The organism is Pseudomonas sp. NPDC087804 (assembly GCF_044742965.1).
Classification (GTDB): domain Bacteria; phylum Pseudomonadota; class Gammaproteobacteria; order Pseudomonadales; family Pseudomonadaceae; genus Aquipseudomonas; species Aquipseudomonas rustica.
On record NZ_JBIUVN010000001.1, the window covers coordinates 357,272 to 381,618 of the forward strand.

Here is a 24,347-nt window from a genome sequence, read left to right on the forward strand (position 1 = left end):
CGGTCTCTCAACAAAAAAGGGCTGAACCGTTGCCGGTGCAGCCCTTTCTGTTAAAGGCCGGACGTCAGCGGTTCAACTGTGCGACAGCCGCCGGTTGGCCAGGTTCAGCTTTGGACGGCATGTCCGGGTTTTCCATGACCTGAAGAATAGAAGCTTCCGGGTCGAAATCGTCTTCTTCCAGCTCGATGAATTCTTCCGGCAGGAAGACGTTCAGCACGATAGCGCACAACGCACCGACGGTGATTGGCGATTCGAAGATGTTGCGCAGCGCTTGCGGCAGCTCACGCAGCACCTCCGGCACAGCGGCAATGCCCAGGCCCATGCCGAGGGAAATCGCCACGATGAGCATGTTGCGACGGTGCAGGCCGGCTTCGGCGAGGATCTTGATCCCGGCCACCGCGACGGTGCCGAACATCACCAGCTCAGCGCCGCCGAGCACCGGTTTTGGCATCAATTGCAGCACCGCGCCGATCATCGGGAACAGCCCGAGCAGCACCAGCAGACCGGCGATGAAGAAGGCGACATAGCGGCTGGCGACGCCGGTGAGCTGGATCACGCCGTTGTTCTGCGCGAAGGTCACCATCGGCATGCTGTTGAACACCGCCGCCATGGCCGAGTTGAGGCCATCGGCGAGCAGGCCGGACTTGATCCGGCGGATGTACAGCGGGCCTTTGACCGGTTGGCGCGAGATCATCGAGTTGGCGGTCAGGTCGCCGGCAGCTTCGAGCGGCGATACGAGGAAAATCACCGCGATCGGCACGAACGCGACCCAGTCGAAATTGAAACCGTACTTGAACGGCACCGGCACGCTGACCAGCGGCACTTCTGGCATCGAAGCGAAATCGACGGTGCCCATCAGCCATGCAACGAAGTAACCGAGGGTCAGGCCGATAACGATCGCGCCGAGGCGCAGGAACGGCACGTCAACGCGGTTCAACACGACGATGGTGCCGATCACCAGCGCGGCCAGAAACAGATGGCTGGACGCGCCCAAGTCCGCCGCGCCGAAACCGCCGGCAATGTCGGTCATCGCCACTTTGATCAACGACAGGCCCATCAAGGTGATGATGGTGCCGGTGACCACCGGGGTGATCAGCATGCGCAATTTGCCGATGAACTGGCTGAGCGCAACCTCGATGAACGCGGCGAAGAAGCACACGCCGAAGATCGTCGAGAGGATTTCATCGGTGCCGCCGCCGCGCGCCTTGACCATGAAGCCGGCGCTGAGAATCACGCTGATAAACGAGAAACTGGTGCCTTGCAGGCACAACAATCCGGAACCGACCGGGCCGAAACGCTTGGCCTGGACGAACGTGCCGAGGCCGGAGACGAACAGCGCCATGCTGATCAGGTAGGGAATTTCGCTTTGCAGACCGAGGGCGCCGCCCATGATCAGGGTTGGCGTGATGATGCCGACGAAGCTCGCCAGCACGTGTTGCAGCGCGGCGAACACGGTGGCGGTGAGGTGCGGACGGTCGTTGAGACCGTAGATCAAGTCGTTGTTGCGCGGGGCTTTTTCAGAGGCGGTCATGGTGATTTATGCGCCGCGAGGCGGGGCCGGGTCAGAAAATGGAGGCGCAGGATGCCGCAAGAGCGCGGCGAGGGCAACGAGCAAAAATTGCCTGAAAGGTCAGGTTTTATTGGGTGTTGTAGCCAAATCCCTGTAGGAGCTGTCGAGTGAAACGAGGCTGCGATCTTTTGATCTTGAATGGCAAAGTCAAAAGATCGCAGCCTTCGGCAGCTCCTACAGGGGGTTGAAGGCAGCCAATAGGTCTTCTTCGAAGGCTTTCTGCGCATCCCCCGGTACCTGCGCCCGGTGCCGTGCCAGGTGAAACGCCACATCAAAACTCAACTCACCTTCACGCACCGGTCGCAATAAACCCTTGTCCTGTAAACCCCGCGCATAGTGATCCGGCAAATACCCCACGTGCTTGCCCGACAAAATAAACGCCAATGTGCCTTCAACCTGCTCAGATCGCGCCGAACACACCTTGCCCTGAAACGGCTCGTCACTGCGCAGAAACCGGTACGGATGATCGACCCGATCGCACGCCGCCAGTGCCGCATCGCTGGGCGCATCGTCGGTGAACAGTGGATGCCCCGCCGCGCAATACAAATGCTGGGTTTCGCTGAACAACTCGTGATAGTCGAACGCACTTTGCACCTGCGAAAAATAACCGATCGCCAGATCCAGCCGCTGCCGCAACAACAAGCGCTCCATCTCGCCGGGCATCGCGCTGATCACTTCGATGCGCACCGACTCATCACGCTCGCGAAAGCGCCGAATGGCCTCGGCCACCCGTTGCAGCACCGATTGATCGACCGCTTCAGAAATACCCAGCCGCACTTCACCAATCAAACGTCCGGCGACGCCGTTGGATTGATGGCGAAAGGTTTCAATGGATTCAAACAGTGTGCGCGCGGCGATCAGCAGTTGCTCGCCCTTGGGCGTCACGCCGAAACCACCCTTGCCACGGCTGCACAGACGATAGCCGAGGCGGGTTTCGAGCTTGGCCATTTGCTGACTGATGCTCGACTGGCTGAGGCCCAACTCACCCTGCGCCGCGCTGAAACCGCCGCACTCGACCACGCTGACAAACAGGCGCAACAGCTGCAAATCGACATCGTGGAGCTGACCGAGCATCACATTACTCCGCAATAAAGTCAGGATAACTATTCAGGTATTTTTCTAATGTATCCGACGGCGCACGCTGCAACCACTTCCCTCGGTCAGGTGTGCGTCATGGCTCCCATGTTCAAGCTGTGTTTCCCCGCGTTGCTGTTTACCGTTGTCAGCATGGCTCAAGCCGAGGACAAGACCCTCAACCTCTACAGTTGGGCCGATTACGTGCCGCCGCAGACGCTGCAACGCTTCGAGCAGGAAACAGGTATTCACGTGCGTTACGACACGTTCGATACCTCCGAAGTGCTCGAAACCAAACTGCTCACCGGCGGCAGCGGTTATGACGTGGTGGTGCCGTCGTCCAGCGTGCTGGCCCGTGGATTAGCCGCGGGGGCGCTGAAAGAAATTCCTCACGAAGGGCTCAAGGGTTACGCCAACCTCGATCCGGATTTGTTGACGAAACTGGCGGCCGTTGACCCCGGCAATCGTTACGCCGTGCCGTACACCTGGGGCACGCTCGGATTGGGCATGAACGTCGAAGCGGTGAAAAAACGCTTGCCGGACGTGCCGCTGAATAGCCTCGATCTACTGTTCAAACCGGAGTACGCCGCCAAGCTCAAAGACTGCGGCATCGCGATTCTTGATTCGCCGCAGGAAGTCATCGGCCTCGCGCTGCACTACCTCGGCAAAGATCCGTACAGCACCGACAAAGCTGATCTGGCCGCCGCCGAAGCGCTGCTGCAAAAACTGCAACCGTCAGTGCTGTATGTCGCCACGGGTCGGCAGATCAGCGATCTGGCCAACGGCACAGTCTGCCTCGCGCTGACCTACAACGGTGACGCGAGCATGGCGGCGGATCAGGCGCACAAGGCCAACAAGCCGTTCGAAGTCGCTTACCGCATTCCCAAGGAGGGCACGCTGATCTGGCAGGACAACCTGGCCATCCCCAAGGACGCGCCACACCCTGAAGCTGCGCGGGCGTTCATCGAATTCATGCTGCGTCCGGACTCGGTCGCCGAGCTGACCAACACGCTGTTTTTTGCCACCGCCAACCAGGCAGCGACGCCGCTGGTGGATGAAGCGGTACGCAACGATCCGGACATCTATCCGCCGGCCAATGTGCGCGAGCTGCTCTACGCCGACCGCAGCATGAGCCTCAAAGACATGCGTCAGCGCACGCGTCTGTGGACCACTTTCCGTAGCCACCAGTAACGATAAAAAAAGGAGCACTCCGATGGACGTGCCGATGCTCAACGACCAAGCCCTGACGCGCGACAGCCTGTATGGCACCTCTGCCGAAAGCACTTACGCCGGTATCACCAGTTTCATGCGCCGGCGTTACAGCCGTGACCTGCGCGGTGTTGATGTGGCGGTCAGCGGTGTGCCGTTCGACACCGCCACCAGCAACCGCCCGGGCGCACGTTTCGGGCCGCGCGGGATTCGTGCGGCGTCTACCGGGATTGCCTGGGAACGCCACTGGCCGTGGACGTTCGACCCGTTCGATCATCTGGCAGTGGTCGATTACGGTGACTGCGATTTCGATTACGGCTCGCCGCACAGCATCCCGGAAAGCATCGAGGCGCATGCCGAGCAGATTCTCGAATCCGGCGCGGCCATGCTCACTTTCGGCGGCGACCATTTCGTCAGCTATCCGCTGCTCAAGGCCCATGCGCGCAAGCACGGCACGCTGTCGCTGATCCACTTCGACGCGCACAGCGACACCTGGCCGGACGAGGAGGGCAAACGCGTCGATCACGGCACCATGTTCTGGCACGCCGCGAAGGAAGGTCTGGTGGATCCGGCGCGTTCGGTGCAGATCGGTTTGCGAACCACCAATGACGACACTCTGGGTTTTCAAGTGCTTGATGCGCGGCAAGTGCATCGGCGCGGTTGCGAGGCGATTGTCGAAGCGATCCGCGCACGGGTGGGCGATAACCCGGTGTATTTGACGTTCGACATCGATTGCCTTGATCCGGCATTTGCGCCTGGCACGGGTACGCCGGTGTGCGGCGGTTTGAGCACGGTGCAGGCGCTGGAGATTCTCGGCGGTTTGCGCGGGATCAATCTGGTGGGCATGGACGTCGTCGAAGTGGCCCCGGCCTACGATCACGCCGAAGTCACTTCACTGGCCGCCGCCACATTGGCCATGGAAATGCTTTGCCTCTACGCCGCGAAACACAAAGTAGACCTCTAACCGCAATTGCCTGTGTAGGAGCAGAGCTTGCTCGCGAAAGCGGCATATCAGTCGATGCATGAGTTGACTGAACCACCGCCTTCGCGAGCAAGCTCTGCTCCTACAAGGGTGTGTGGCGTTGAGGGTGTCAGGCCACTGGCATGATCGGCCGATCCAGCGTCTCCGGCCCGGTGTAGCGGGGTGCTGAACTGGCAATCGTCTCGAACGGCACGCCCGCCGGCACGCTACTCACACCCTCCAGCCGCGCCAGTTGTTCATCGCTCAGTTGCACCGCAAGCGCACCCAACGTCGCATCCAGTTGTTCACGGGTACGCGAACCCAGAATCGGGATCAGCGCCGTGGTCGAGCGCTTGGCTTTTTCGCGCAGCCAGGCAATCGCGACGTGAGTGGGGCTAACGCCGACCTCACTGGCAACCGCAAGCAAGGTGTCGAGCAAAGCCGTTTCCCGCGCGCTTTTTTCCGCATGCACCAGCATGCCGAGTTTGGCTGCGCGGTTGTTGTCATCGTTGCCGCGATACTTGCCGGTGAGGAAGCCGCCGCCCAGAGGCGACCAGAGTGTTGCGGCCAGTCCGAGTGCTTCGGCCATCGGCAGTAATTCCCGTTCGGCGGTGCGTTCGGCGAGGCTGTACTCGACTTGAATCGCAGCAATCGGCGCGAACCCGCGCACCTCTGCCAGCACGTCGGCGCGAGCGATGCGCCAGGCCGGGAAGTTCGACAAACCGGCGTAGTGAATCTTGCCGGCGCGCACCAGATCATCGAACCCGCGCAGGATCTCTTCCATCGGCGTCACGCCATCGCTGATGTGCGCCCAGAACAGATCGATGTGATCGGTCTTCAAGCGCTTCAGGCTTTCTTCGACGGCACGCACCATGTTTTTGCGGCTGTTGCCGGTGTGGGAAATACTGGCCGCCGGCGTGGTGCCCATGCTGTATTTGGTGGCGATGACCAGTCGATCGCGTTCCGGGGCGATGAACTCACTGAGCATCGACTCCGATTGCCCGCCCTGATAACCATTGGCGGTGTCGATGAAATTGCCGCCGGCCTCGAGGTAACCGTCGAAAATGCGTTTGGCTTCGTCACGCTCTGCGCCATGCCCCCAACCGGTGCCAAAGTTGCCGGCGCCAAGCGCCAGTTCCGATACGCGCAAGCCGGTTTTACGGCCAAAAACCTTGTAGTGCATGGCAATGCTCCCGATCCGATTCAGTAAGATTACGGTTGAAATATGGCGCCAATATGATGCTGGTAATATTCCGCTGTCAAGACACACTCCGCTGAACGGTACCCTCGCATTTGTAGGAGCCGAGCTTGCTCGCGAAGACGGTGGATCAGTCAATTCATGCGTCGACTGATACGCCGCCTTCGCGAGCAAGCTCGGCTCCTACAGGGTTTTGCGGTGCTCTCAAGCCTGGTTGAGTAACGGCGATGAGTCCGTTTTTAAGGCGGTCGTGGCATACTCCCGCGCATGACTTTCGACTCCCCCCTCAGCGCCTGGCAACACGCCATCGAGCACAAGGGCTTCATCCAGGATGAAGCTCAGGAGCACGCCGTCTGGGCGTTGCAAAAATGCCACGAAGCTCTGCACGCCGGGGCCCGTTCGGTCACTGGCGTTTATTTGTGGGGCCCGGTCGGGCGGGGCAAAACGTGGCTGATGGATCAGTTTTATCAGAGCCTGCGGGTGCCGGCGCGGCGACAGCATTTCCATCACTTCATGGGCTGGGTGCATCAGCGTTCGTTCCAGTTGACCGGTATCGCCGACCCGTTGCGCGCGCTGGCCAAAGAACTGGCAGCCGAAGTGCGGGTGCTGTGTTTCGACGAACTGTTCGTCAACGACATTGGTGACGCGATCATTCTCGGTCGGCTGTTTCAGGTGATGTTCGACGAAGGCGTGGTGGTGGTTTGCACGTCCAATCTGCCGCCGGATGATCTGTACGCCGATGGCTTCAACCGTGACCGCTTCACGCCGGCAATCGCTTCGATCAAGGCGCACATGCAGGTGGTGCCGGTGAACGGCGCCGAAGACCATCGTCTGCACCCCGGCACCGGGCTGCAGCGTTACTTCGTCGCCACGCCGGAGCAGGGCAGCGCGCTGGATGAGGTGTTTCAAACGCTGAACGCCGGGCAACCCGCCAGCGCCGAACCCGTTGCCGTCGGCCACCGCGTGTTGAACGTGGTGCAGGCCAGTGCGACGGTGCTCTGGTGTCGCTACGCCGATCTCTGCGAGCAACCGTTCGCCGCCATGGATTTCATCGCGCTGTGTGATGCCTACCAGTCTATTCTGTTGAGCGAGGTGCCCAACCTTAGCGCGCAGAAACGCGAAGGGCGCATTGCCCGTGGCACCGAGGACAACGCCGAGCGCGTGGCGGCGGGGGATCGCGAGTTGCCGCAGTTGTCGGTGCATGACGACGGTGTACGGCGCTTCATCGCCTTGGTCGACGAGTGCTACGACCGCAAGGTGCCGCTGTACATTGAGGCGCAAGTGCCAATGGATGCGCTGTACACCGAGGGTTATCTGGAATTCCCGTTCCGTCGCACCCTCAGCCGTTTGCAGGAGATGCAATTGCAGCGCTTTGCCGAAGCGTGAGTGAAGAGGGCGCCACCATGACCCAGCCGCTGTCCCATCATTTGCTGACCATGGCCTATCAAAATGCCTGGGCCAACCATCGTCTGGCCAAGGCCTGGATGCAGCTCGATGGCGCGGATCTCGCCGCGCCGCGCATCAGTTTTTTCCCCAGTATTCGTCTGACCCTCAATCACATCCTCACTTGCGACTGGTTCTATGTCGACGCGCTGGAACGCGAGTTGCGCGGGGCCGAGCCGCACCCGGATTGTTACGTGTTTTTCAATCAGGACGAGCCGTTTATCGAGGCTGCGTCCCTGCGCGAGGAGCAGGCGCATGTGGATCGTCGGCTGATCGCCTATTGCGAGCAGATGCGCGATGCCGATCTGGGCCGAATCGTCACCATCGCCCGCGACACGCCGCAACATGACAGCCGTTTGCGCATGCTTTCGCATCTGTTTGAACATCAGATTCATCATCGTGGGCAGGTGCACGCAATGCTCACTGATACCTCGGTGAAGCCGCCGCAACTGGACGAGTTTTTCTGCGCCGGCGAGGCCGGCTTGCGGGCTGAAGACTTCGCCGAACTCGGCTGGACGGAAGAGCTGATTTGGGGGCATTGATTTTTCGAAAGCAAAAGATCGCAGCCTTCGGCAGCTCCTACAGGGGAATGGGATCAATGTAGGAGCTGCCGAAGGCTGCGATCTTTTGATCTTGTCGACAACACCGTGCTCGCGCTAAGGTCAGGCAGCCTATCAGTGCGCACCTTGCGCGCCGGGGTTGTGTGTTTGGGGATGGAAATGGATTCCGCAGAAATTCTTGTACTTCAGGCCAGTTACACCAATCCAGTGCATGCCGAGGCAATCGGCGTGGTACTCAACAACTATGCAGAAGATCCCATGGGCGGCGGTCATCCGATTGCCCCCGAGCTACTGCAACGCCTGCCGGAAGAACTTGCCCGGCGACCGCATGCGTTCAGCGTGCTGGCGTTCGTTGGCGGTGAGCCGGCCGGTTTGGTGAACTGCTTTGAAGGCTTTTCGACGTTCGCCTGCCGACCGCTGGTCAACGTTCACGATGTGGCGGTGGTGAACAAGTTTCGCGGTCTCGGCTTAAGCCAGAAGATGCTGCGCAAGGTCGAGGACATCGCCCGCCAGCGTGGCTGCTGCAAGATCACCCTTGAAGTGCTCGAAGGCAACGATATCGCCCAGGGCTCTTACCGCAAATTCGGTTTTGCCCCGGGGATGTTTAACCCGGAGCACGGCCGCATGCTGTTCTGGATCAAGGATTTGCAGGCATAAAAAAAGGCGCCCCAACAGGGCGCCCAACTGTCATCTGCGGTGACCGGAGCACAGTCCTCGCAGGTCCATCGGTGATTCAGTTGCGATAAGACTCGGTCACTTGGGCCGTCTGGTCGTCGGGAACCCGCAGTTCTTTGGTCTTGGCGTCGCTCACCTGTTCGCTTTGCGCGTGGTGAACGGGAAAGTTGTTGAAGTAGTAGCGCATGCGTTCGGCGCCCCCTTCGGCAAAAGCGCTGGCAGAGCCAAGGGCTAGCAGCCCGGCAAGCATTACAGTCGTGGTTTTCATGGTGCCTCCTACTGAACAAGTCGGAGCCGTTCGTCCATGAAGCAGAACTCGAAAGCGAGTGTGTTCTTCAGGAATTAACTCGGGGTTAACACCAGAACATTCGTGGTGGGAGGAATAACTGTGGCGAGGGGATTTATCTGTGGCGAGGGGATTTATCTGTGGCGAGGGGATTTATCCCCGATGGGGCGCGCAGCGGCCCCTCTTTTGATCTGAAAGAGAAGGGGGCCTGCTGCGCAGGCCATCGGGGATAAATCCCCTCACCACAGTATTTCTCCCACCACTGGTTTTGTGTCGTTAAGACTAAAGCTTCCAATCCAGACTCAGCGTCACCGTGCGCGGATCACCCCAGAACACGCCGTTGTAGAAGCCGACATTGTCGTAATACTTCTCGTCAAACAGGTTGTCGACGTTCAGCGACGCCGACACGTGCTCGTCGAATTGATAACGCGACATCAGCTTGACCACGGTGTAAGCACCTTGATGAATCTTGGTGTTCTCAGTGATGAAATCACCATTCGCCTCACGCCCCACCGGTCGATCAGCGTAGTCGAACATCGCACTCTGCCAATTCACCGCACCGCCCACCGTCAGTGCCTGCCAATCACCCGGCAATCGGTACGCCGTCGATACGCGCAGCATGTTCAACGGCGAACTGGTATTGGTGCGCTGTTTGTCGCCGTTAACCGAGTGGGTATAGGTGTAACCGGCCGTCACGTTCCAGCCAGTCATCACTTCGCCAGACACTTCCGCTTCGAAACCGTTGACCTTGTTGCCCTTGCCGCCAGACTTATAAAACTCTTCGCCGCTAGCCGGATCCGGTGGTACCGAATCGTCGAGTTCGGCCACGTTGTCCTGCTTGCTCCAGAACACCGCTGTCGCGACGTTGAGGCGTTCTTCCAGCAGACTGCCCTTGAGACCGACTTCGTAGTTACTGCCCACCACCGGATCCAGGTAGTTGCGGCTGCTGTCGCGGTAACTCTGCGGTTTGAAAATATCGGTGTAACTGGCGTAGACCGTGTATTCCGGCGTCAGGTCGTAGAGCAGACCGGCGTACGGCGTCCAGATGTCGTTCTGGCGCTGAGTGGTGCTGTCGACACTGGTCAGTTGCAGGTTCTCGTCATAGTAACGATCGTCCTTTTTGCCTTCCCAACTGCCATATCGGCTGCCGATCACCGCGTGCAGTTCATCGGTCAGGCTCAGGCGTGTGGCGATGTAGCCGGCCTTCTGGCGGGTGCTGCTGCGCGAGCCGGTGCGGCCGGTAACGGTGTCGGAGAACTTGGCAATATCGCCCATGTATTTCCAGTCACGAATGCTGTCATAACCCTCAGGCACCGCGCCCGCGACGATGGACGGGGAATACGAACGGTGATTCGCCTCGCCGTAACCGAGCATCATTTCGTGCTCACGGCCGAGCAGGCTGTACGGGCCGGACAGATTGAAGTCGTACACATTCATTTTCTGGTTGCCGAGCATATGGCCCCGGTAGGCGTACATGCCGCTGCGATCGGCTTCCGGGAACCCGGTGCCGCCGTAATAAACCTTGCCGTCGACATCGCTGTCGCGGTGGGTGTAGGCGGCTTTCAGGCGCCAGCCGCCCGCTAGTTGCTGATCCAGCGTGGCGAACGCGGTTTTATCGCGCAGCGGCCACGAACTCCAAGAGGTCGCCATGTTGGTCGAACGACCGAGCCCGGCCTTCGTGCCATCGGCATTCCAGTACGGCAGGGTGCCCCAGGAGGTGCCCTGAACCTGTTTGTCCTGATAGTCATAACCCACTGCCAACACGGTGGAGTCAGTCAGATCCGCCTCAAGAATGCCGTAGCCGACTTCACGTTGCAGGGCGTAGCTGTCGCGGAACGACTGGCTGTCGCGATACGCCAGCACCGTGCGCCCGCGTAAACGACCATCGAACGCCAGCGGCCCACCAACGTCGACGTAGCTGTAGTAATCGTCATAACTGCCGCCGCTGACCCCGGCCAGCGCCTGCCATTGAGCCGTCGGGCGTTTGCGCACCATGTTGATCGTCGCCGAAGGGTCGCCAGCGCCCGTGGTCAGGCCGGTAGCGCCGCGTACCACTTCGATGCGGTCGTAGATGATGGTGTCGGCATCGGTCTTCATCCGGTCGAAGGTGTTGAGCATCCCGTCGATCTGGAAATTATTGATCGAATAGCCGCGCGACGAATAACCGACCCGATCCGAATCGTTGTGCTGCACGACGATACCCGTGGTCTGGCTCATGGCTTCGGACAAGGTACCGAGTTTGAAATCGTCCATTTGCTGACGGGTGACCACGGACACAGATTGCGGGGTTTCCTTGATCGACAGGTTCAGCCGGGTCGCGGTGCTCATGGCGCCGGTGGTGTAGGCATCGGTGTTTTCGGTGGTGGTGCCCAGACCTTGGGCGGTGACGTTGGTCGACGCCAGTTCGAGCGCTGTAGAGGCAGGCTCTGGCTGTTTTTCAACGTCTGTTTCGGCCAGCAAGTCAGGGCTCAGTGCAGCACCGCAGAGGCCGAGGGTGAGGGTCATGGAACGGGTGATAGGCGCGAACATCGCAGCCGACTCCTTGTCTTCGAGGGGAAATATCCTTTGGTTCAAAGACGAAGAGGGCGGATGCGATTTAGTAACAAACAAGAAATATTGTTATTTGAATGTATTTCAAAACCCCGTAGGAGCTGCCGAAGGCTGCGATCTGTTGATCTTGTCTTCTTAAAAAAAAAGTCAAAAGATCGCAGCCTTCGGCAGCTCCTACAGGGGAATGGTGGGCATGAAAAAGGGGCCTTTTTGGCCCCTTTTCGTTAATGCTGTTGCGCCACTTCGGGTGGTGCCTCTGCAGGTTTTTTCGGCTTCATCAGACTGAAGTCGATCAAGGCACGTTGCTGCTTCTCATACGGGTTGCCGATCAACAACGGGCGCGGCTTGAAGCTGTCACTCACCAGGCTCTTGCTGCGATCCAGTTCATCGGAACTCAAACCGGCCAGATCCGCCCAGGTATGAATCAGGTGCGAACTGCTGTACGGCCGATCCAGATCCGCGGCGAAGTTCCAGTCATGGTTTTCACGCCACTTTGGCGATGCCCACGCCATGAACGGAATGGTGTACATCGGCGCAGTCGGTTTGTTCTCGTTACGGCCCAGCGTGGTGTGGCCGACCGAGTCGAACACGTCTTCACCGTGGTCGGAGAGGTACAGCAAAAAGCCGTTCGGATCGGACTTGGCGTAGTCCTTGATCAGGCTCGACACCACAAAGTCGTTGTACAACACGGCGTTGTCGTAGCTGTTGTAAGTCGGCACCTGATCGTCACGCACGCCGGCCGGTACGCCGGTGCGATCCTGGAACTTGTCGAAGCTCGGTGGATAACGGTACTGGTAGCTCATGTGCGTGCCGAGCAAATGCACGACGATCAACTTGCGCGGTGCCGGATCGGTCAGGGCCTTGTTGAACGGCTCGATCACGTCGCCGTCGTACTGCGCGGCGTTCTGGTTGCGGTTGTTGTTCAGGTACACCTGCTCGTCGGCCTGTTCGGAAAAGGTCGTAAGCATGGTGTTGCGCTTGGTCATGGTCTGCTGGTTGGTGATCCAGAAGGTCTTGTAACCGGCCTGTTTCATCATGCTGACCAGCGACGGCGTCGACAGGTACAGATCCGGATTCTCTTCATCAGCGAAGGTCAGCACTTGCTGCAAGGCTTCGATGGTGTAAGGGCGCGGGGTGATGACGTTGTCGAACACCGCGAGCTGATCTTTGAGCTTGTCCAGTTCCGGCGTGGTCTTGCGCGGGTAGCCGTAAAGGCTCATGCGCTGACGGTTGGTCGACTCACCGATCACCAACACCAGGGTTGCAGGCTGATTGGCAGAAGCGTCCTGGAGGTTTTTCAGCGGCGGAATCTTGCTCGCGCTGTGCAGCATGTCCTGCATGTCGGCGAGGGTGTTGACGTAGCGGTGATAGGCCACGGCCATCTGCCACGGCACGGCCGGCTCGATGCGCGTTTCGAACTTTTCGAAGCCTTCAGTAAAGCTGCCGGTGCGCATGGTTTGCTTGATCAGCGGGTAGCCAGCCACTGCAATCACGATCGCGGCGGCAGCCACGTAGGCACGGCCACGCGGCATGTACACCGGGCGCAGACGCGTCCACAGGAAGTAGGCGAACAGGGTATGGGCGAGGAACGCCGGCACCATCCACCAGGCAAAGTACTGGGTCATGTACTCGCCCGCTTCAGAGATGTTCGACTCGAACATGATGAAGATGACGCTTTGCGAGAATTCTTGCTGATAGATGAAAAAGTAACCGAGGCTGGCCATCGAGCAGGCCCACAGCACCACGCCGATCACGGCGGCAATCAGTTTCGTGCGCTTGGGGAACAGCAGCATCGGCGCCAGCCAGATTGCGCTCATCACAAACGCCTGACGGAAACCGGTGAAACCGGAGGTGCCGGTCAACTGGATCAGCAGCTGGGTAATACCCGAGAAGTACCAGAAGAAAACGAACAGCCAGAGAAAACCGGCCCAGTCAAAACCTGTCGCAGTCGTTTTGCTGCGTTTGAACAATGCCATTCAGCACTCCAGCTCTGTTTCACAACCACCGCCGGAACGCTTCATGAAACGAGAGCATGAAACCGACGAACGGAGGCCGAACGCGAACGCCCGGCCAGAATGCGCCGGAGTATGGGCAAGGCAATGTGAAAACTTTGTTAGTTGCGAGTTACAACAGGAGGTGAATCATGTCGGGAACGACACAGGCCGTTCCCGAAAGAGGCGGGGATCAAGCGTTGGGCGCGCGAAGGACAACCGGCAGCGGCTTGGACGCGGGGCCCTGAGTCAGCGCGCGCAGCTGCGCCAGCTCCTGTTTCAATTGGTCGCGCTCGTCTTTCAACTGGCGCAATTCATCGCGACGGATTGTCACGTACAGGGTTTGTGGCGGCATTGCTGTGTGTACTGTGCCCATTGCTCACCTCGCAAATGGCGTGTCTCAACTGTAAACCACCCCCGTTTTGGGGCAGTGACTTACTATCGGCGCCAATTTTGATTTCTTTTGCCTGTGAATGGAACTTTTTTATTTTTCATGGTCGGTGTGTCTTCGCCACGTTTCGGGGCGTTATCAGTCTGGATCGGGCACAATGCCCGGAAACTTCATCGCAACGCTCTGGACTAACCTCCTATCAGTCGCGTTGGGCTATAACCAATGACACACATTTATTTGTAGTAAGGAGCATCAGCACATGCAACTCGGGATTATTGGACTGGGCCGCATGGGCGGCAATATTGCGCGGCGTCTGATGCTCAACGGTCACACCACCGTTGTTTACGACCGCAATACCGCTTTCATCGATAACCTGGTCGCCGAGGGCTCCACGGGCGTCGCCGACTTGCCGGCGCTGGTTGCCGGTCTGGCCAAACCGCGTGCGGTCTGGGTCATGCTGCCGGCCGGCGCGCCGACCGAAGACACCATCAACACCCTGAGCACACTGCTGGAGGCCGGCGACACCATCATCGACGGCGGCAACACCAACTATAAGGATGACATTCGCCGGGCCAAGGCCCTGAACGAGAAGGGCCTGCACTACATCGACGTCGGTACCTCGGGCGGCGTCTGGGGCCTGGAGCGCGGCTATTGCATGATGATCGGCGGCGACGCTGAAACCGTGCAGCGCCTCGACCCGCTGTTCGCTGCACTGGCGCCGGGCATGGGTGACATCCCGCGCACCAAGGATCGCAAGTCCGATGACCATCGCGCCGAACACGGCTACATCCATGCCGGTCCTGCCGGCGCCGGGCACTTCGTGAAGATGATTCACAACGGCATCGAGTACGGCATGATGGCCGCGTTCGCTGAGGGCTTCGACATCCTCAAGACCAAGTCCAGCGAGCGTCTGCCGGAAGATCAGCGTTTTGATCTGAACGTGGCTGACATCGCCGAAGTCTGGCGTCGTGGCAGCGTGGTGTCCTCGTGGTTGCTCGACCTGACGGCTGATGCACTGGCCAGCGATCCGAAACTCGACGGCTTTTCCGGTTCGGTAGCGGACAGCGGCGAAGGTCAATGGACCATCGAAGCGGCCATGGAACAAGCGGTGCCGGTACCGGTGCTGTCCAACTCGCTGTTCTCGCGCTACCGCTCACGCGGCCAGGGCACCTTTGGCGACAAGATTCTTTCGGCCCAACGCTTCGGCTTCGGCGGCCATGTGGAGACACCGAAGAAATGAGTCATACGATCCGCAAGAAATCCAAGGCAGAACCCGCTCCACCGACCACGCTGTTCCTGTTCGGTGCCCACGGCGACCTGGTTAAGCGCTTGCTGATGCCGGCGCTGTACAACCTCAGTCGCGACGGCCTGCTTGACGAGAATCTGCGGATCGTCGGCGTTGACCACAACGCCATTACCGATGAGGCCTTTGCGCAGAAGCTCGAAGACTTCATCCGTACCGAAGTGGCGGCGAAGGTCGGCAAGGGCGATCAGATGCTTGATCCGGCCTTGTGGGCCAAGCTCGCCAAAGGTATCAGCTACGTCCAAGGCGACTTCCTGGACGACAGCACCTATTCCGCGCTGGCGGCGAAAATCGCCGACAGCGGCACTGGCAATGCGGTGTTCTATCTGGCCACCGCGCCACGTTTCTTCAGTGAAGTGGTGCGCCGACTGGGCGCCGCGAAACTGCTGGAAGAAACGCCTGAAGCGTTCAGAAGGGTGGTGATCGAGAAGCCGTTCGGCTCCGATCTGCACACCGCCGAAGCGCTCAACGCCTGTTTGCTCAAGGTGATGTCCGAGAAGCAGATCTATCGGATCGACCATTACCTGGGCAAGGAAACCGTGCAGAACATTCTGGTCAGCCGGTTCTCCAACAGCCTGTTCGAAGCGTTCTGGAACAACCATTACATCGACCACGTGCAAATCACCGCGGCGGAAACCGTCGGCGTTGAAACCCGTGGCAGTTTTTACGAACACACCGGCGCGCTGCGTGACATGGTGCCCAATCACCTGTTCCAGTTGCTGGCCATGGTCGCCATGGAACCGCCGGCCGCGTTCGGCGCCGATGCGGTGCGTGGCGAAAAGGCCAAGGTAGTCGGCGCGATTCGTCCGTGGACGACCGAAGAGGCGCGCGCCAACTCGGTTCGCGGCCAGTACAGCGCCGGCGAAGTCGACGGCAAAGCCTTGAACGGCTATCGCCAGGAGCCCAACGTCGCGCCAGACAGCACCACGGAAACCTACGTGGCGCTGAAAGTCATGATCGATAACTGGCGCTGGGTCGGCGTGCCGTTCTATCTGCGCACCGGCAAGCGCATGAGCGTGCGCGACACCGAGATCGTCATCTGCTTCAAACCGGCGCCTTACGCGCAGTTCCGTGACACCGAAGTCGATGAATTGCAGCCGACTTACCTGCGCATCCAGATCCAGCCTAACGAAGGCATGTGGTTCGACCTGCTGGCGAAACGGCCGGGGCCGGCGCTGAACATGGCCAACATCGAACTGGGGTTTGCCTACAAGGATTTCTTCGAGATGCAGCCGTCGACGGGTTACGAAACCCTGATCTACGACTGCCTGACCGGCGATCAGACGCTGTTCCAGCGCGCCGACAACATCGAGAACGGCTGGCGCGCCGTGCAACCGTTCCTCGATGCCTGGCAGCAGGACGCGAGCGTGCAGACCTATGCTGCCGGTGACGATGGCCCGCAGGCCGCCGAAGACCTGCTGACTCGCGATGGTCGCGTCTGGCATGGCCTCGGATGAGTGACCTGCCGAAACAACCCATCCGTTTTCTGCTCAGTGACATGGACGGCACGCTGTTGCTGCCCGATCACACGCTGAGCCAGCGCACCATTGATGCGGTTCGTGCCTTGCGTGAGGCGGGCGTGTTGTTCAGCCTCGCCACCGGGCGTCCACCGAAAGCCATGTTGCAGCAGATCGAAGCCTTGGGCGTTGATCTGCCGACGGCGGCATTCAATGGCGGCACCATCGTCAATCCGGACGGCAGTTTGCTGGCCGCACATTACCTGCCGGCCACCACCGCGCTGATTGCACTGGCGACGTTCGCCGATCAGCCGGACGTGGAAATCTGGGTGTTCAGCGGCGGCGACTGGCTGCTGAAGGATCCGCACGGGCCGATGGTGCCGCGCGAACAGCATGGCCTCGGCTATCCGCCGGTGGTGGTTGAGAGTTTCGAGCCGTATCTGGAGCATATCGACAAGATCGTCGCGACCAGCAACAACACTGAACTGCTGATCGAACTGGAAGCGCGCTTGATACCGAAGGTCAACGGCATGGCGCAAGTCTCGCGCTCGCAACCGGTGTACCTCGACGTGACCGCGCTGGAAGCCAACAAAGGCACCGCACTGACGACGATTGCCGAGCACCTGGGCATCCCGTTGGAACAGACCGCCGCGATCGGTGACGGCGGCAACGACCCGGCGATGTTCCATTGCGCCGGATTATCGATTGCCATGGGCCAGGCTGAGGACGCGGTAAAGCGCCAAGCCGACATAGTCACCGCCCAAAACACCGAAGACGGCGTCGCCCAAGCCATCGAAAAATACATCCTCCCAACCCAAAACCTGTAGGAGCCGAGCTTGCTCGCGAAGGGGCTGTGTCAGACAACGCATTTGTCGAATGACACACCGCTTTCGCGAGCAAGCCCACTCCCACAATTGTTATGCGGCGTTTTGAGTGTAGGAGCTGCCGGAGGCTGCGATCTTTTGATCTTGCTTCAAAAACAAGATCAACGGATCGCAGCCTCGTTGCACTCGACAGCTCCTACAACGTGCACGGTGGTTAGAGCCAGTAGCTCACGGCGTACCAGCCCAGCAGGCCCATCACGAAGGTGTATGGCAGCGCCATCCACACCATCCGCCCGTACGACAAGCGCACCAGCGGGGCAATCGCTGAGGTCAGCAGGAACAGGAACGCCGCTTGGCCATTTGGCGTCGCCACGCTCGGCAGGTTGGTGCCGGTATTAATGGCAATCGCCAAGGTCTCGAAATGCTCGCGGCTCATGTGCCCAGCGAGAAAGGCCTGTTTCACTTCGGTAATGTAAATGGTCGCGACAAACACGTTGTCACTGATCGCTGACAGCACGCCGTTGGCGATAAACAGCATCCCCGGTTGTTGCTCGACCGGCAGGGCCAGCACCCACTGAATCAGCGGCGCAAACAATTGCTGATCATGAATCACCGCCACCACCGCAAAAAACACCACCAGCAATGCCGTAAACGGCATCGCGTCCTTGAATGCGCTACCGAGACGATGCTCATCGGTGATCCCGGTAAACGCCGTGATCAGCACGATCACCATCAGACCAATCAGGCCGACTTCGGCGACGTGAAACGCCAGGCAACCAATCAAAATCAGTGCCGCCGCACCTTGCACCAGCAAAGCGGCGCGTTGACGCGGGGTACGCTCGGCATCGTCTTCGGCGGCGTAATCGGCCAGCACAGCGCGCACGTTGTCCGGCAGCAGCGTGCCGTAGCCGAACCAACGCAGTTTCTCCAGCAGCACGCAGGTCACAAGACCGGCCGCCAATACCGGCAACGACACCGGCGCGACCTTGCTGAAAAACTCGCCAAAGTGCCAACCCATTTCATGGCCGATCAACAGGTTTTGCGGCTCACCGACCAGCGTGCAGACACCGCCCAGCGCCGTGCCGACCGCGCCGTGCATCAACAGGCTGCGCAAAAACGCGCGGAATTGTTCGAGATCGTCGTGATGCAGTTTGGGTAGGTGCTGATCGTCGGCAAACTCGCTGTCCTGACGCGGATCGTTGCCCGAGGCAACGCGGTGATACACCGAATAGAAACCGACCGCCGCGCTGATGATCACGGCCGTAACGGTCAAAGCATCAAGGAACGCCGACAGGAACGCCGAGAGAAAGCAGAACATCAACGCCAGCGCCGCTTTCGAGCGAACCCCCAGCAACAGCCGCGAGAACAAATACAGCAGCAGATCCTTCATGAAGTAGATGCCCGCCACCATAAACATCAGCAGCAGGATCACCGGGAAGTTGTGCACCAGCTCATCATAGAGAGCCTGTGGCGTGGTCATTTTCAGCAGCAGCGCTTCGATCAGCAGCAGGCCGCCGGGCATCAATGGATAGCACTTGAGCGCCATGGCCAGGGTGAAAATGAACTCGATCACCAGCAACCAACCGGCAGCGACCGGGCCTGCGGTAAACAGCACCAACGCATTGAGGATCAGGAATCCGACGATGGTCGCCTTATACCAACGTGGCGAATGCCCGAGAAAATTTTGCGCGAACGCCTGGGCCATTGAACCGGACATCGGTTGCTCCTTGTCTTAAGAAGCGCGCAAGTTGCCGCATGTGTCGAGCAAGTTCAAGTTGTTAATGACTTGGCCCGGCCTTCCTTTGTAGGAGCTGTCGAGTGAAACGAGGCTGCGATCTTTTGACTTTAAAGATCGCAGCCTCGTTTCACTCGACAGCTCCTACAGGTCGACCGTCCTGCAGCCCGTTATGGGTTGAGGTAGCGCGCGACCATTGCCCGGTAGTTGCCATCCAGTGAATAACCGCCGACCAGAATCCCGCCATCGGCTTGCAGGGCCAGTGAGTTGGCGGTGTCGAGGCTGCGTCCCAGGCGTGTGCGCAACCAGCCGCAGCCATCGCCGAAACTTGGGTCGAGGTTGCCGTCAGCCAAATAGCGCGCGACGATAAAATCCGCTTCAACGCCGCCGATGGTCGCGCCGACTGCGATCATGCGACCGTCTGCCATGCGTTGCGCAGCGCTCCACTGGCAGCCGCTCGGGCCGATTTCCAGCAGCTGCGCCAAACCGTCATGGCTGTGCAGATCCGGGCGGCCGTTATGGTGCAGCGACAATGCCACGCAGCGAATCGGATCACGGCTGCTGCCGAAACAATGCAGGTGTTCCGCCGATTCAATCACCTGGCTGACCTGCGCGCTTCGCCCCTGAGCCTTGAACGCCATAAAACCGTCCACCGCAAAACGTTCATCCAGACTGCCGTCGGGCAGATAGCGCGCGAGCAGGCCTTCCTGCGGAAAGTCGATCGAACCGGCCACCACGATCCGCCCGTCCTCCTGCAACAGCAGGCTGCTGAGCCAGGTATTGAGCAATAGGTGACGGATCATCACAAAGCCGCGACCGTTGAACGTGTCGTCGAGACTGCCGTCGGGTTTGAGGCGAATCAGCATGCCGGCGTGGTCGGCCAGTTCGAAATGGTGGTTGGCGATCAGCAGGATGTGCCCGTCATCCTGCACAGCGAAGTCGCAGGCTTCGGCCCCGGGCACGCCCGGCGGTAGCCAGGTATCGCGCGAGCCCATGGACAGATTGCCCGGCAGGCGCACGACTTGCCGGCCATTGTCGCCGAAGGTCGGGTCTGGCTGACCGTGGGCATCGAAGCAGGCAAAGGCGGGAAGGGTTTGATGGGCGCTTTCATAATGCAGGCCGGCGAGCAGGATTCGGCCGTCCGGCAGCGCCAGCACCTTGCTGGCAACGGCCTCGAAGCCGGCGGCGAACTCGCCGATGACGCTGCCCTGATGGCCGAACCCAAGATCGGCAGAACCATCGGCCAGCAATCGCGCCAGGCCAAACCGGCTGCCATGAGCGGTGCCGATTTTTGCGGCGACCAATACACGACCTTGCTGATCGAGTGCCACGCCTTGCGTCATGCTCGACAGGCTGCCGGCGAAATAAACCTGCGCCACGCCGGTCGCAGCGAATGTCTGATCAAGATGTCCGACTTTATTTATGGGGGTTGCCAGCGCAAAAGCATTCGAGCTGAACATGCACGCATCTCCTTGCGAGTTGACCATAACCCGGGAGCCGGGTGGGTAACTGCATGAGCGGAACATTCAATCCCTGATAACAAAGAAGCACAACGGTAAGAACTAACAGGCGGAGGGTCGCACTGTGCCGAAACAGTGTCTTTTTGAACCAAATGCAAGCCTGCCAAGCAGTTGTGCCTGGTTTCGTTGCTTAGCGATGTAAAAAGTGCGCGGGGTTAAAACAACAGGGCAACTAACAAAGAAGAGGGCGGATGACATTGAAGTCATCCGCAATGCCCTCTGCTCAGTGCGGCATCGACCACGATTGCAGCTCGTAACCTTCTTCGCTCAATTGTGCGCGAGCTTGCTGCAAGACCAATTCAAGTTGTGCCGGATCCGAATAGTCACTGCTGGAAATCTGTTTGCGACCAATGTGATTGTTGGTGCGGTCGATGACGGTCAGGCTGACTTCGCCATTGCCGTCTTGTGGGGCCCAAGCCACGCACTGGAACGGTTTGAACGCGTGGTTGGCAATCAAAAGAGCTTCGTTGATACGGAGCGGGGCGGTCATGGGGTCTTCTCTCTGTCGTGCCCAATCAAGTGATGTGCCGTCGGTTGGGCTTACCGTTCGGCTGGTTACTTGTACTGATGCACGCAACCCGGTGACAGGTCACACCTGAAACAAAGAAATTTCAACTTTCTTTCATATACTCAGTTTGTCGACAGCTATTGAAAGCTGGCTGAAAGATTCAAAGTCGATAGCTGACTAACAACTTCGCTTCTTATAACTGGTTCGCTTGTATCCCTATAAGCAATCGATACAAGGCGCTGTCAAAATCTTGCTAATGTTACAGCCAGGTCTGCCAAATGACTGTTTTTACAATCATTTCTTATAATTTGGCGCCAAGGAACAGTCATGAGCGAAGCGCCTGCATTAAGACGTTTATTGGTCGTCGATCCTTGCGACGATTGTCATCGCCTGTTGCCCGGTTTACGTGCGATAGGTTGGGATGTCGACAGCTGTACTTTGGAAAACGCCGCTGACCGAAGTTGTGATGTTGGTTTGCTGCGCTTGCAGCCGTTTCACCTCGAACGCCCCGAAGCCGTCAAAGAACTGATCAGCCGCAGCGGTACTGAATGGATCGCCGTGCTGAATCAGGAAGTCCTGCGTTTACAGAACGTTGGCGACTTCGTTTGCGAATGGTTTTTCGATTTTCATACCTTGCCGTTCGACGTCTCGCGGGTGCAGGTCACCCTAGGTCGCGCGTTCGGCATGGCGCGTCTACGCGGGCAGGGCACGATCCACGTCGATCAACCAGAGCATGAGTTGCTCGGTGACAGTCGACCGATTCGCGAATTGCGAAAATTGCTCAGCAAACTGGCGCCGACCGAGTCGCCCGTACTGATCCGTGGCGAAAGCGGCACGGGCAAAGAGCTGGTGGCGCGCACCCTGCATCGACAATCGCAGCGCCACAGCAAACCTTTTGTAGCGATCAACTGCGGGGCGATCCCTGAACATTTGATCCAGTCGGAATTGTTTGGCCATGAGAAGGGCGCGTTTACCGGCGCTCATCAACGCAAGGTCGGGCGCATCGAAGCGGCCAACGGTGGCACGCTGTTTCTTGATGAAATCGGCGATCTGCCGCTGGAACTGCAAGCCAATCTGCTGCGTTTTCTCCAGGAAAAACACATTGAACGGGTTGGCGGCAGTCAGCCGATCCCCGTGGATGTTCGGGTATTGGCCGCGACCCACGTCGATCTGGAGTCGGCGATCGAGAAAAAGCGTTTCCGTGAGGATTTGTATTACCGGCTGAATGTGCTGCAAGTGGTCACCGCGCCGTTGCGCGAACGCCATGGCGATCTGTCGATGCTGGCCAACCACTTCTCGCATTTCTACAGCCACGAAACCGGCCGGCGGCCGCGCAGTTTCAGTGAAGACGCGTTGATTGCGATGGGCAAACACGACTGGCCGGGCAATGTGCGCGAACTGGCCAACCGCGTTCGTCGTGGTTTGGTGCTGGCCGAAGGGCGACAGATTGAAGCGCGAGATCTGGGCTTGATCAGCCAGCAGTCGATCGCCACGCCGATGGGCACCCTGGAAGACTATAAAACCCGCGCCGAACGCCAGGCCTTGTGCGATGTATTGAATCGGCACAGCGACAACTTGAGTGTGGCAGCAAAAGTGCTGGGCGTTTCGCGACCTACGTTCTACCGGTTACTGCACAAACATCAAATTCGTTAAATCAAAAGATCGCAGCCTGCGGCAGCTCCTGCATTGGGATAACCCTGTAGGAGCTGCCGAAGGCTGCGATCTTTTGCGTTTAGAAGTAATACGGGAATTTCAGGCTGAAGGAAAAGTCCGGCGCATCTTCGGTCATGCCGATGGACAGGTTAGGCACGATCGTCAAGTTGTCGGTGGCCGCGATGGTCATACCGATGTTGAAGTAACCGGCGTTGGCGTCACTGGAGACAACCGACTCCCAATCGCCGCCATCCTGTTTGATCTTGCTCTTGCGTTGCACCAGATCAGAGACCGAGAACGACATACTCATCTTCTCGTTCAATGCGAACGCTACACCGGCGCCGATCTGGAAGCTGTCGCCCAGTTGCACTTTACCGCCAATTTTCTCGTTGACCCGTGGACTGATGTCGTCAAACGAATCTTCGAAGTTGTGGGTGTAGGACAAGCTACCGAAGAGCACGGCAGGGTCGAAGGTTTTCACCAGCGAGATGCCCGGCGTGATCGACCAGACGCCGTTACCGGTTGGCAGGCTGTCAGGCACGAACAGGTTGGTGTTGTCGCCCGGAGCCTGTTTCAGCTTGATCCCGAAAGGATCCTTGCCGGTTGGCGCCTTGACACGCAACGTGACCACCGCATCCGGCAGGTTTGGCGATTCGTCGAGGAACTTGTACGCCACGCCGACGTTGACATCGCCAAGGGTCGGATCCTGAGTGACATCCTGTTCACTGAGGGCGCCCGATGCGCCGCCTTGCGCGCCGCCGGACTGATAAGTCGAGTCGCGGTAAATGACCGGGGCGTTGATATCGAACTGCCAACGGTTGTTGTAGTTGTAGCGCGCCGTCAGGTCGAGGGTCCAGGTATCGGCCTTGATCCGGTCCAGGTTGATGCTGCCGAGGAAGATCGAATCCAGCGCCAGAAAGCCGTTAAGCGCCAGTTGACGGGTGTCGTAGCGCGAATAGGTGATGCCGGTTTCAACGCTGAAACGACCGCCACCGAAGAAGCCGCTGGCCTCGTCGTAAAGGTTGGATACCGATTGCGCGGGTTGCGAATCATCGGCCAGTGATTGGCCATAAGAACTGCCCGTGCCCCCTCCGGCTGCGCCCCCCGACGCGGCTGCTGCACCAGTTCCTGTTGCGGCCGCCACTTTTTGAGTTCTGAGGTCGGCCGGCGATTTGACCAGGCGTTTGGGTTGCGGCGCAGCGGGTTGGTCTTCGACCTGGCGGACACGTTGTTCAAGGACTGCCAGGGCTTTTTGTTGCACTTCGTATCGTTGCTTGAGTTCCATCAGTTCTTGTTTTAGCGCTTCTACATCGGCGTCAGGTGCAGCTTGCAAGATTGCCGCCGGGAGAAGCGTACTCAGACATACAGCAGCACGCAGTGATACTGATCGATACATGAAAAAGCCGTCCCTTTAAGCCCAATGATCGAGACTCAGCGTA

Annotated in this window: 20 protein-coding genes; 9 read left to right on the forward strand and 11 right to left on the reverse strand. The window is 59.1% G+C overall.

What is annotated here, in order from left to right:
- Positions 1 to 64 precede the first annotated feature (64 nt).
- Both ACIOMO_RS01715 and ACIOMO_RS01720 read right to left on the reverse strand, forming a co-directional pair.
- Positions 65 to 1,531, reverse strand: coding sequence for a nucleobase:cation symporter-2 family protein (locus tag ACIOMO_RS01715; RefSeq protein WP_053119783.1), 1,467 nt, complete (start codon positions 1,529 to 1,531; stop codon positions 65 to 67).
- 213 nt (positions 1,532 to 1,744) lie between these two features.
- Entirely contained in the window at positions 1,745 to 2,644 is a 900-nt protein-coding gene (locus tag ACIOMO_RS01720) for a LysR family transcriptional regulator (protein WP_053119785.1), read from the reverse strand.
- 99 nt (positions 2,645 to 2,743) lie between these two features.
- On the opposite strand from ACIOMO_RS01720, the gene ACIOMO_RS01725 reads away from it, so the two are divergent.
- A complete protein-coding gene (locus ACIOMO_RS01725; protein WP_401237697.1) occupies positions 2,744 to 3,835 on the forward strand; it encodes an extracellular solute-binding protein in 1,092 nt (363 codons plus the stop codon).
- Between the two features lie 22 nt (positions 3,836 to 3,857).
- Complete coding sequence (gene speB, locus ACIOMO_RS01730; protein WP_401237699.1) at positions 3,858 to 4,817, forward strand: agmatinase; 960 nt, start codon at positions 3,858 to 3,860, stop codon at positions 4,815 to 4,817.
- Between the two features lie 127 nt (positions 4,818 to 4,944).
- On the opposite strand, the gene ACIOMO_RS01735 is transcribed toward speB, so the two are convergent.
- Positions 4,945 to 5,997, reverse strand: coding sequence for an aldo/keto reductase (locus ACIOMO_RS01735; protein ID WP_401237701.1), 1,053 nt, complete (start codon positions 5,995 to 5,997; stop codon positions 4,945 to 4,947).
- Positions 5,998 to 6,279: 282 nt separating this feature from the next.
- On the opposite strand from ACIOMO_RS01735, the gene zapE reads away from it, so the two are divergent.
- The 3 genes from zapE (at position 6,280) to ACIOMO_RS01750 (ending at position 8,672) form a co-directional block, all read left to right on the forward strand.
- Complete coding sequence (zapE, locus tag ACIOMO_RS01740) at positions 6,280 to 7,398, forward strand: cell division protein ZapE (protein WP_401237702.1); 1,119 nt, start codon at positions 6,280 to 6,282, stop codon at positions 7,396 to 7,398.
- Between the two features lie 17 nt (positions 7,399 to 7,415).
- Entirely contained in the window at positions 7,416 to 7,997 is a 582-nt protein-coding gene (locus tag ACIOMO_RS01745; RefSeq protein ID WP_401237704.1) for a DinB family protein, read from the forward strand.
- A 177-nt stretch (positions 7,998 to 8,174) separates the two neighbouring features.
- Positions 8,175 to 8,672, forward strand: coding sequence for a GNAT family N-acetyltransferase (locus tag ACIOMO_RS01750; RefSeq protein WP_053119792.1), 498 nt, complete (start codon positions 8,175 to 8,177; stop codon positions 8,670 to 8,672).
- 76 nt (positions 8,673 to 8,748) lie between these two features.
- Here the strand turns inward: ACIOMO_RS01750 and ACIOMO_RS01755 are convergent, their stop codons facing one another.
- From ACIOMO_RS01755 to ACIOMO_RS01770, 4 genes are all read right to left on the reverse strand, one after another.
- Positions 8,749 to 8,958 carry a hypothetical protein gene (locus tag ACIOMO_RS01755; RefSeq protein WP_053119794.1) on the reverse strand — a complete coding sequence of 70 codons (210 nt, stop codon included), beginning with the start codon at positions 8,956 to 8,958 and terminating at the stop codon, positions 8,749 to 8,751.
- A 300-nt stretch (positions 8,959 to 9,258) separates the two neighbouring features.
- A complete protein-coding gene (locus ACIOMO_RS01760; protein WP_401237706.1) occupies positions 9,259 to 11,505 on the reverse strand; it encodes a TonB-dependent siderophore receptor in 2,247 nt (748 codons plus the stop codon).
- A 245-nt stretch (positions 11,506 to 11,750) separates the two neighbouring features.
- On the reverse strand, positions 11,751 to 13,502 hold the full coding sequence (locus tag ACIOMO_RS01765) for a phosphoethanolamine transferase CptA (protein WP_400644266.1): 1,752 nt from the start codon (positions 13,500 to 13,502) through the stop codon (positions 11,751 to 11,753).
- Between the two features lie 208 nt (positions 13,503 to 13,710).
- Positions 13,711 to 13,893, reverse strand: coding sequence for a DUF6026 family protein (locus tag ACIOMO_RS01770; protein WP_212549414.1), 183 nt, complete (start codon positions 13,891 to 13,893; stop codon positions 13,711 to 13,713).
- A 274-nt stretch (positions 13,894 to 14,167) separates the two neighbouring features.
- Here ACIOMO_RS01770 and gnd point away from each other — a divergent pair, with 274 nt between their 5' ends.
- From gnd to ACIOMO_RS01785, 3 genes are read left to right on the forward strand one after another with little or no spacing between them, the layout of a single operon-like run.
- Positions 14,168 to 15,148, forward strand: coding sequence for a phosphogluconate dehydrogenase (NAD(+)-dependent, decarboxylating) (gene gnd, locus ACIOMO_RS01775; protein WP_401237708.1), 981 nt, complete (start codon positions 14,168 to 14,170; stop codon positions 15,146 to 15,148).
- A complete protein-coding gene (gene zwf / locus ACIOMO_RS01780) occupies positions 15,145 to 16,668 on the forward strand; it encodes a glucose-6-phosphate dehydrogenase (RefSeq protein ID WP_401237709.1) in 1,524 nt (507 codons plus the stop codon). Before gnd ends, zwf begins: the two co-directional genes overlap by 4 nt.
- The gene (locus tag ACIOMO_RS01785) at positions 16,665 to 17,495 is read left to right on the forward strand and encodes an HAD family hydrolase (RefSeq protein ID WP_401237711.1); all 831 of its coding nucleotides are present in this window, start codon (positions 16,665 to 16,667) and stop codon (positions 17,493 to 17,495) included. The genes zwf and ACIOMO_RS01785 overlap by 4 nt, the downstream gene beginning before the upstream one ends.
- 211 nt (positions 17,496 to 17,706) lie before the next feature.
- On the opposite strand, the gene nhaB is transcribed toward ACIOMO_RS01785, so the two are convergent.
- The 3 genes from nhaB to ACIOMO_RS01800 all read right to left on the reverse strand — a co-directional run bounded on the left by nhaB (position 17,707) and on the right by ACIOMO_RS01800 (position 21,237).
- Positions 17,707 to 19,209: a sodium/proton antiporter NhaB gene (gene nhaB / locus ACIOMO_RS01790; protein ID WP_401237713.1), complete on the reverse strand. Its 1,503-nt coding sequence runs from the start codon at positions 19,207 to 19,209 to the stop codon at positions 17,707 to 17,709.
- A 188-nt stretch (positions 19,210 to 19,397) separates the two neighbouring features.
- A complete protein-coding gene (locus ACIOMO_RS01795) occupies positions 19,398 to 20,687 on the reverse strand; it encodes a hypothetical protein (RefSeq protein WP_401237715.1) in 1,290 nt (429 codons plus the stop codon).
- Positions 20,688 to 20,970: 283 nt separating this feature from the next.
- Positions 20,971 to 21,237, reverse strand: a complete 267-nt coding sequence (locus ACIOMO_RS01800) for a hypothetical protein (protein WP_053119811.1) — start codon at positions 21,235 to 21,237, stop codon at positions 20,971 to 20,973.
- A gap of 345 nt (positions 21,238 to 21,582) precedes the next feature.
- On the opposite strand from ACIOMO_RS01800, the gene ACIOMO_RS01805 reads away from it, so the two are divergent.
- Entirely contained in the window at positions 21,583 to 22,908 is a 1,326-nt protein-coding gene (locus ACIOMO_RS01805) for a sigma-54 dependent transcriptional regulator (protein WP_053119813.1), read from the forward strand.
- A 79-nt stretch (positions 22,909 to 22,987) separates the two neighbouring features.
- On the opposite strand, the gene ACIOMO_RS01810 is transcribed toward ACIOMO_RS01805, so the two are convergent.
- Positions 22,988 to 24,304 (reverse strand): hypothetical protein, encoded by a 1,317-nt coding sequence (locus ACIOMO_RS01810; protein WP_401237717.1) that lies wholly within the window; start codon positions 24,302 to 24,304, stop codon positions 22,988 to 22,990.
- Positions 24,305 to 24,347 lie beyond the last annotated feature (43 nt).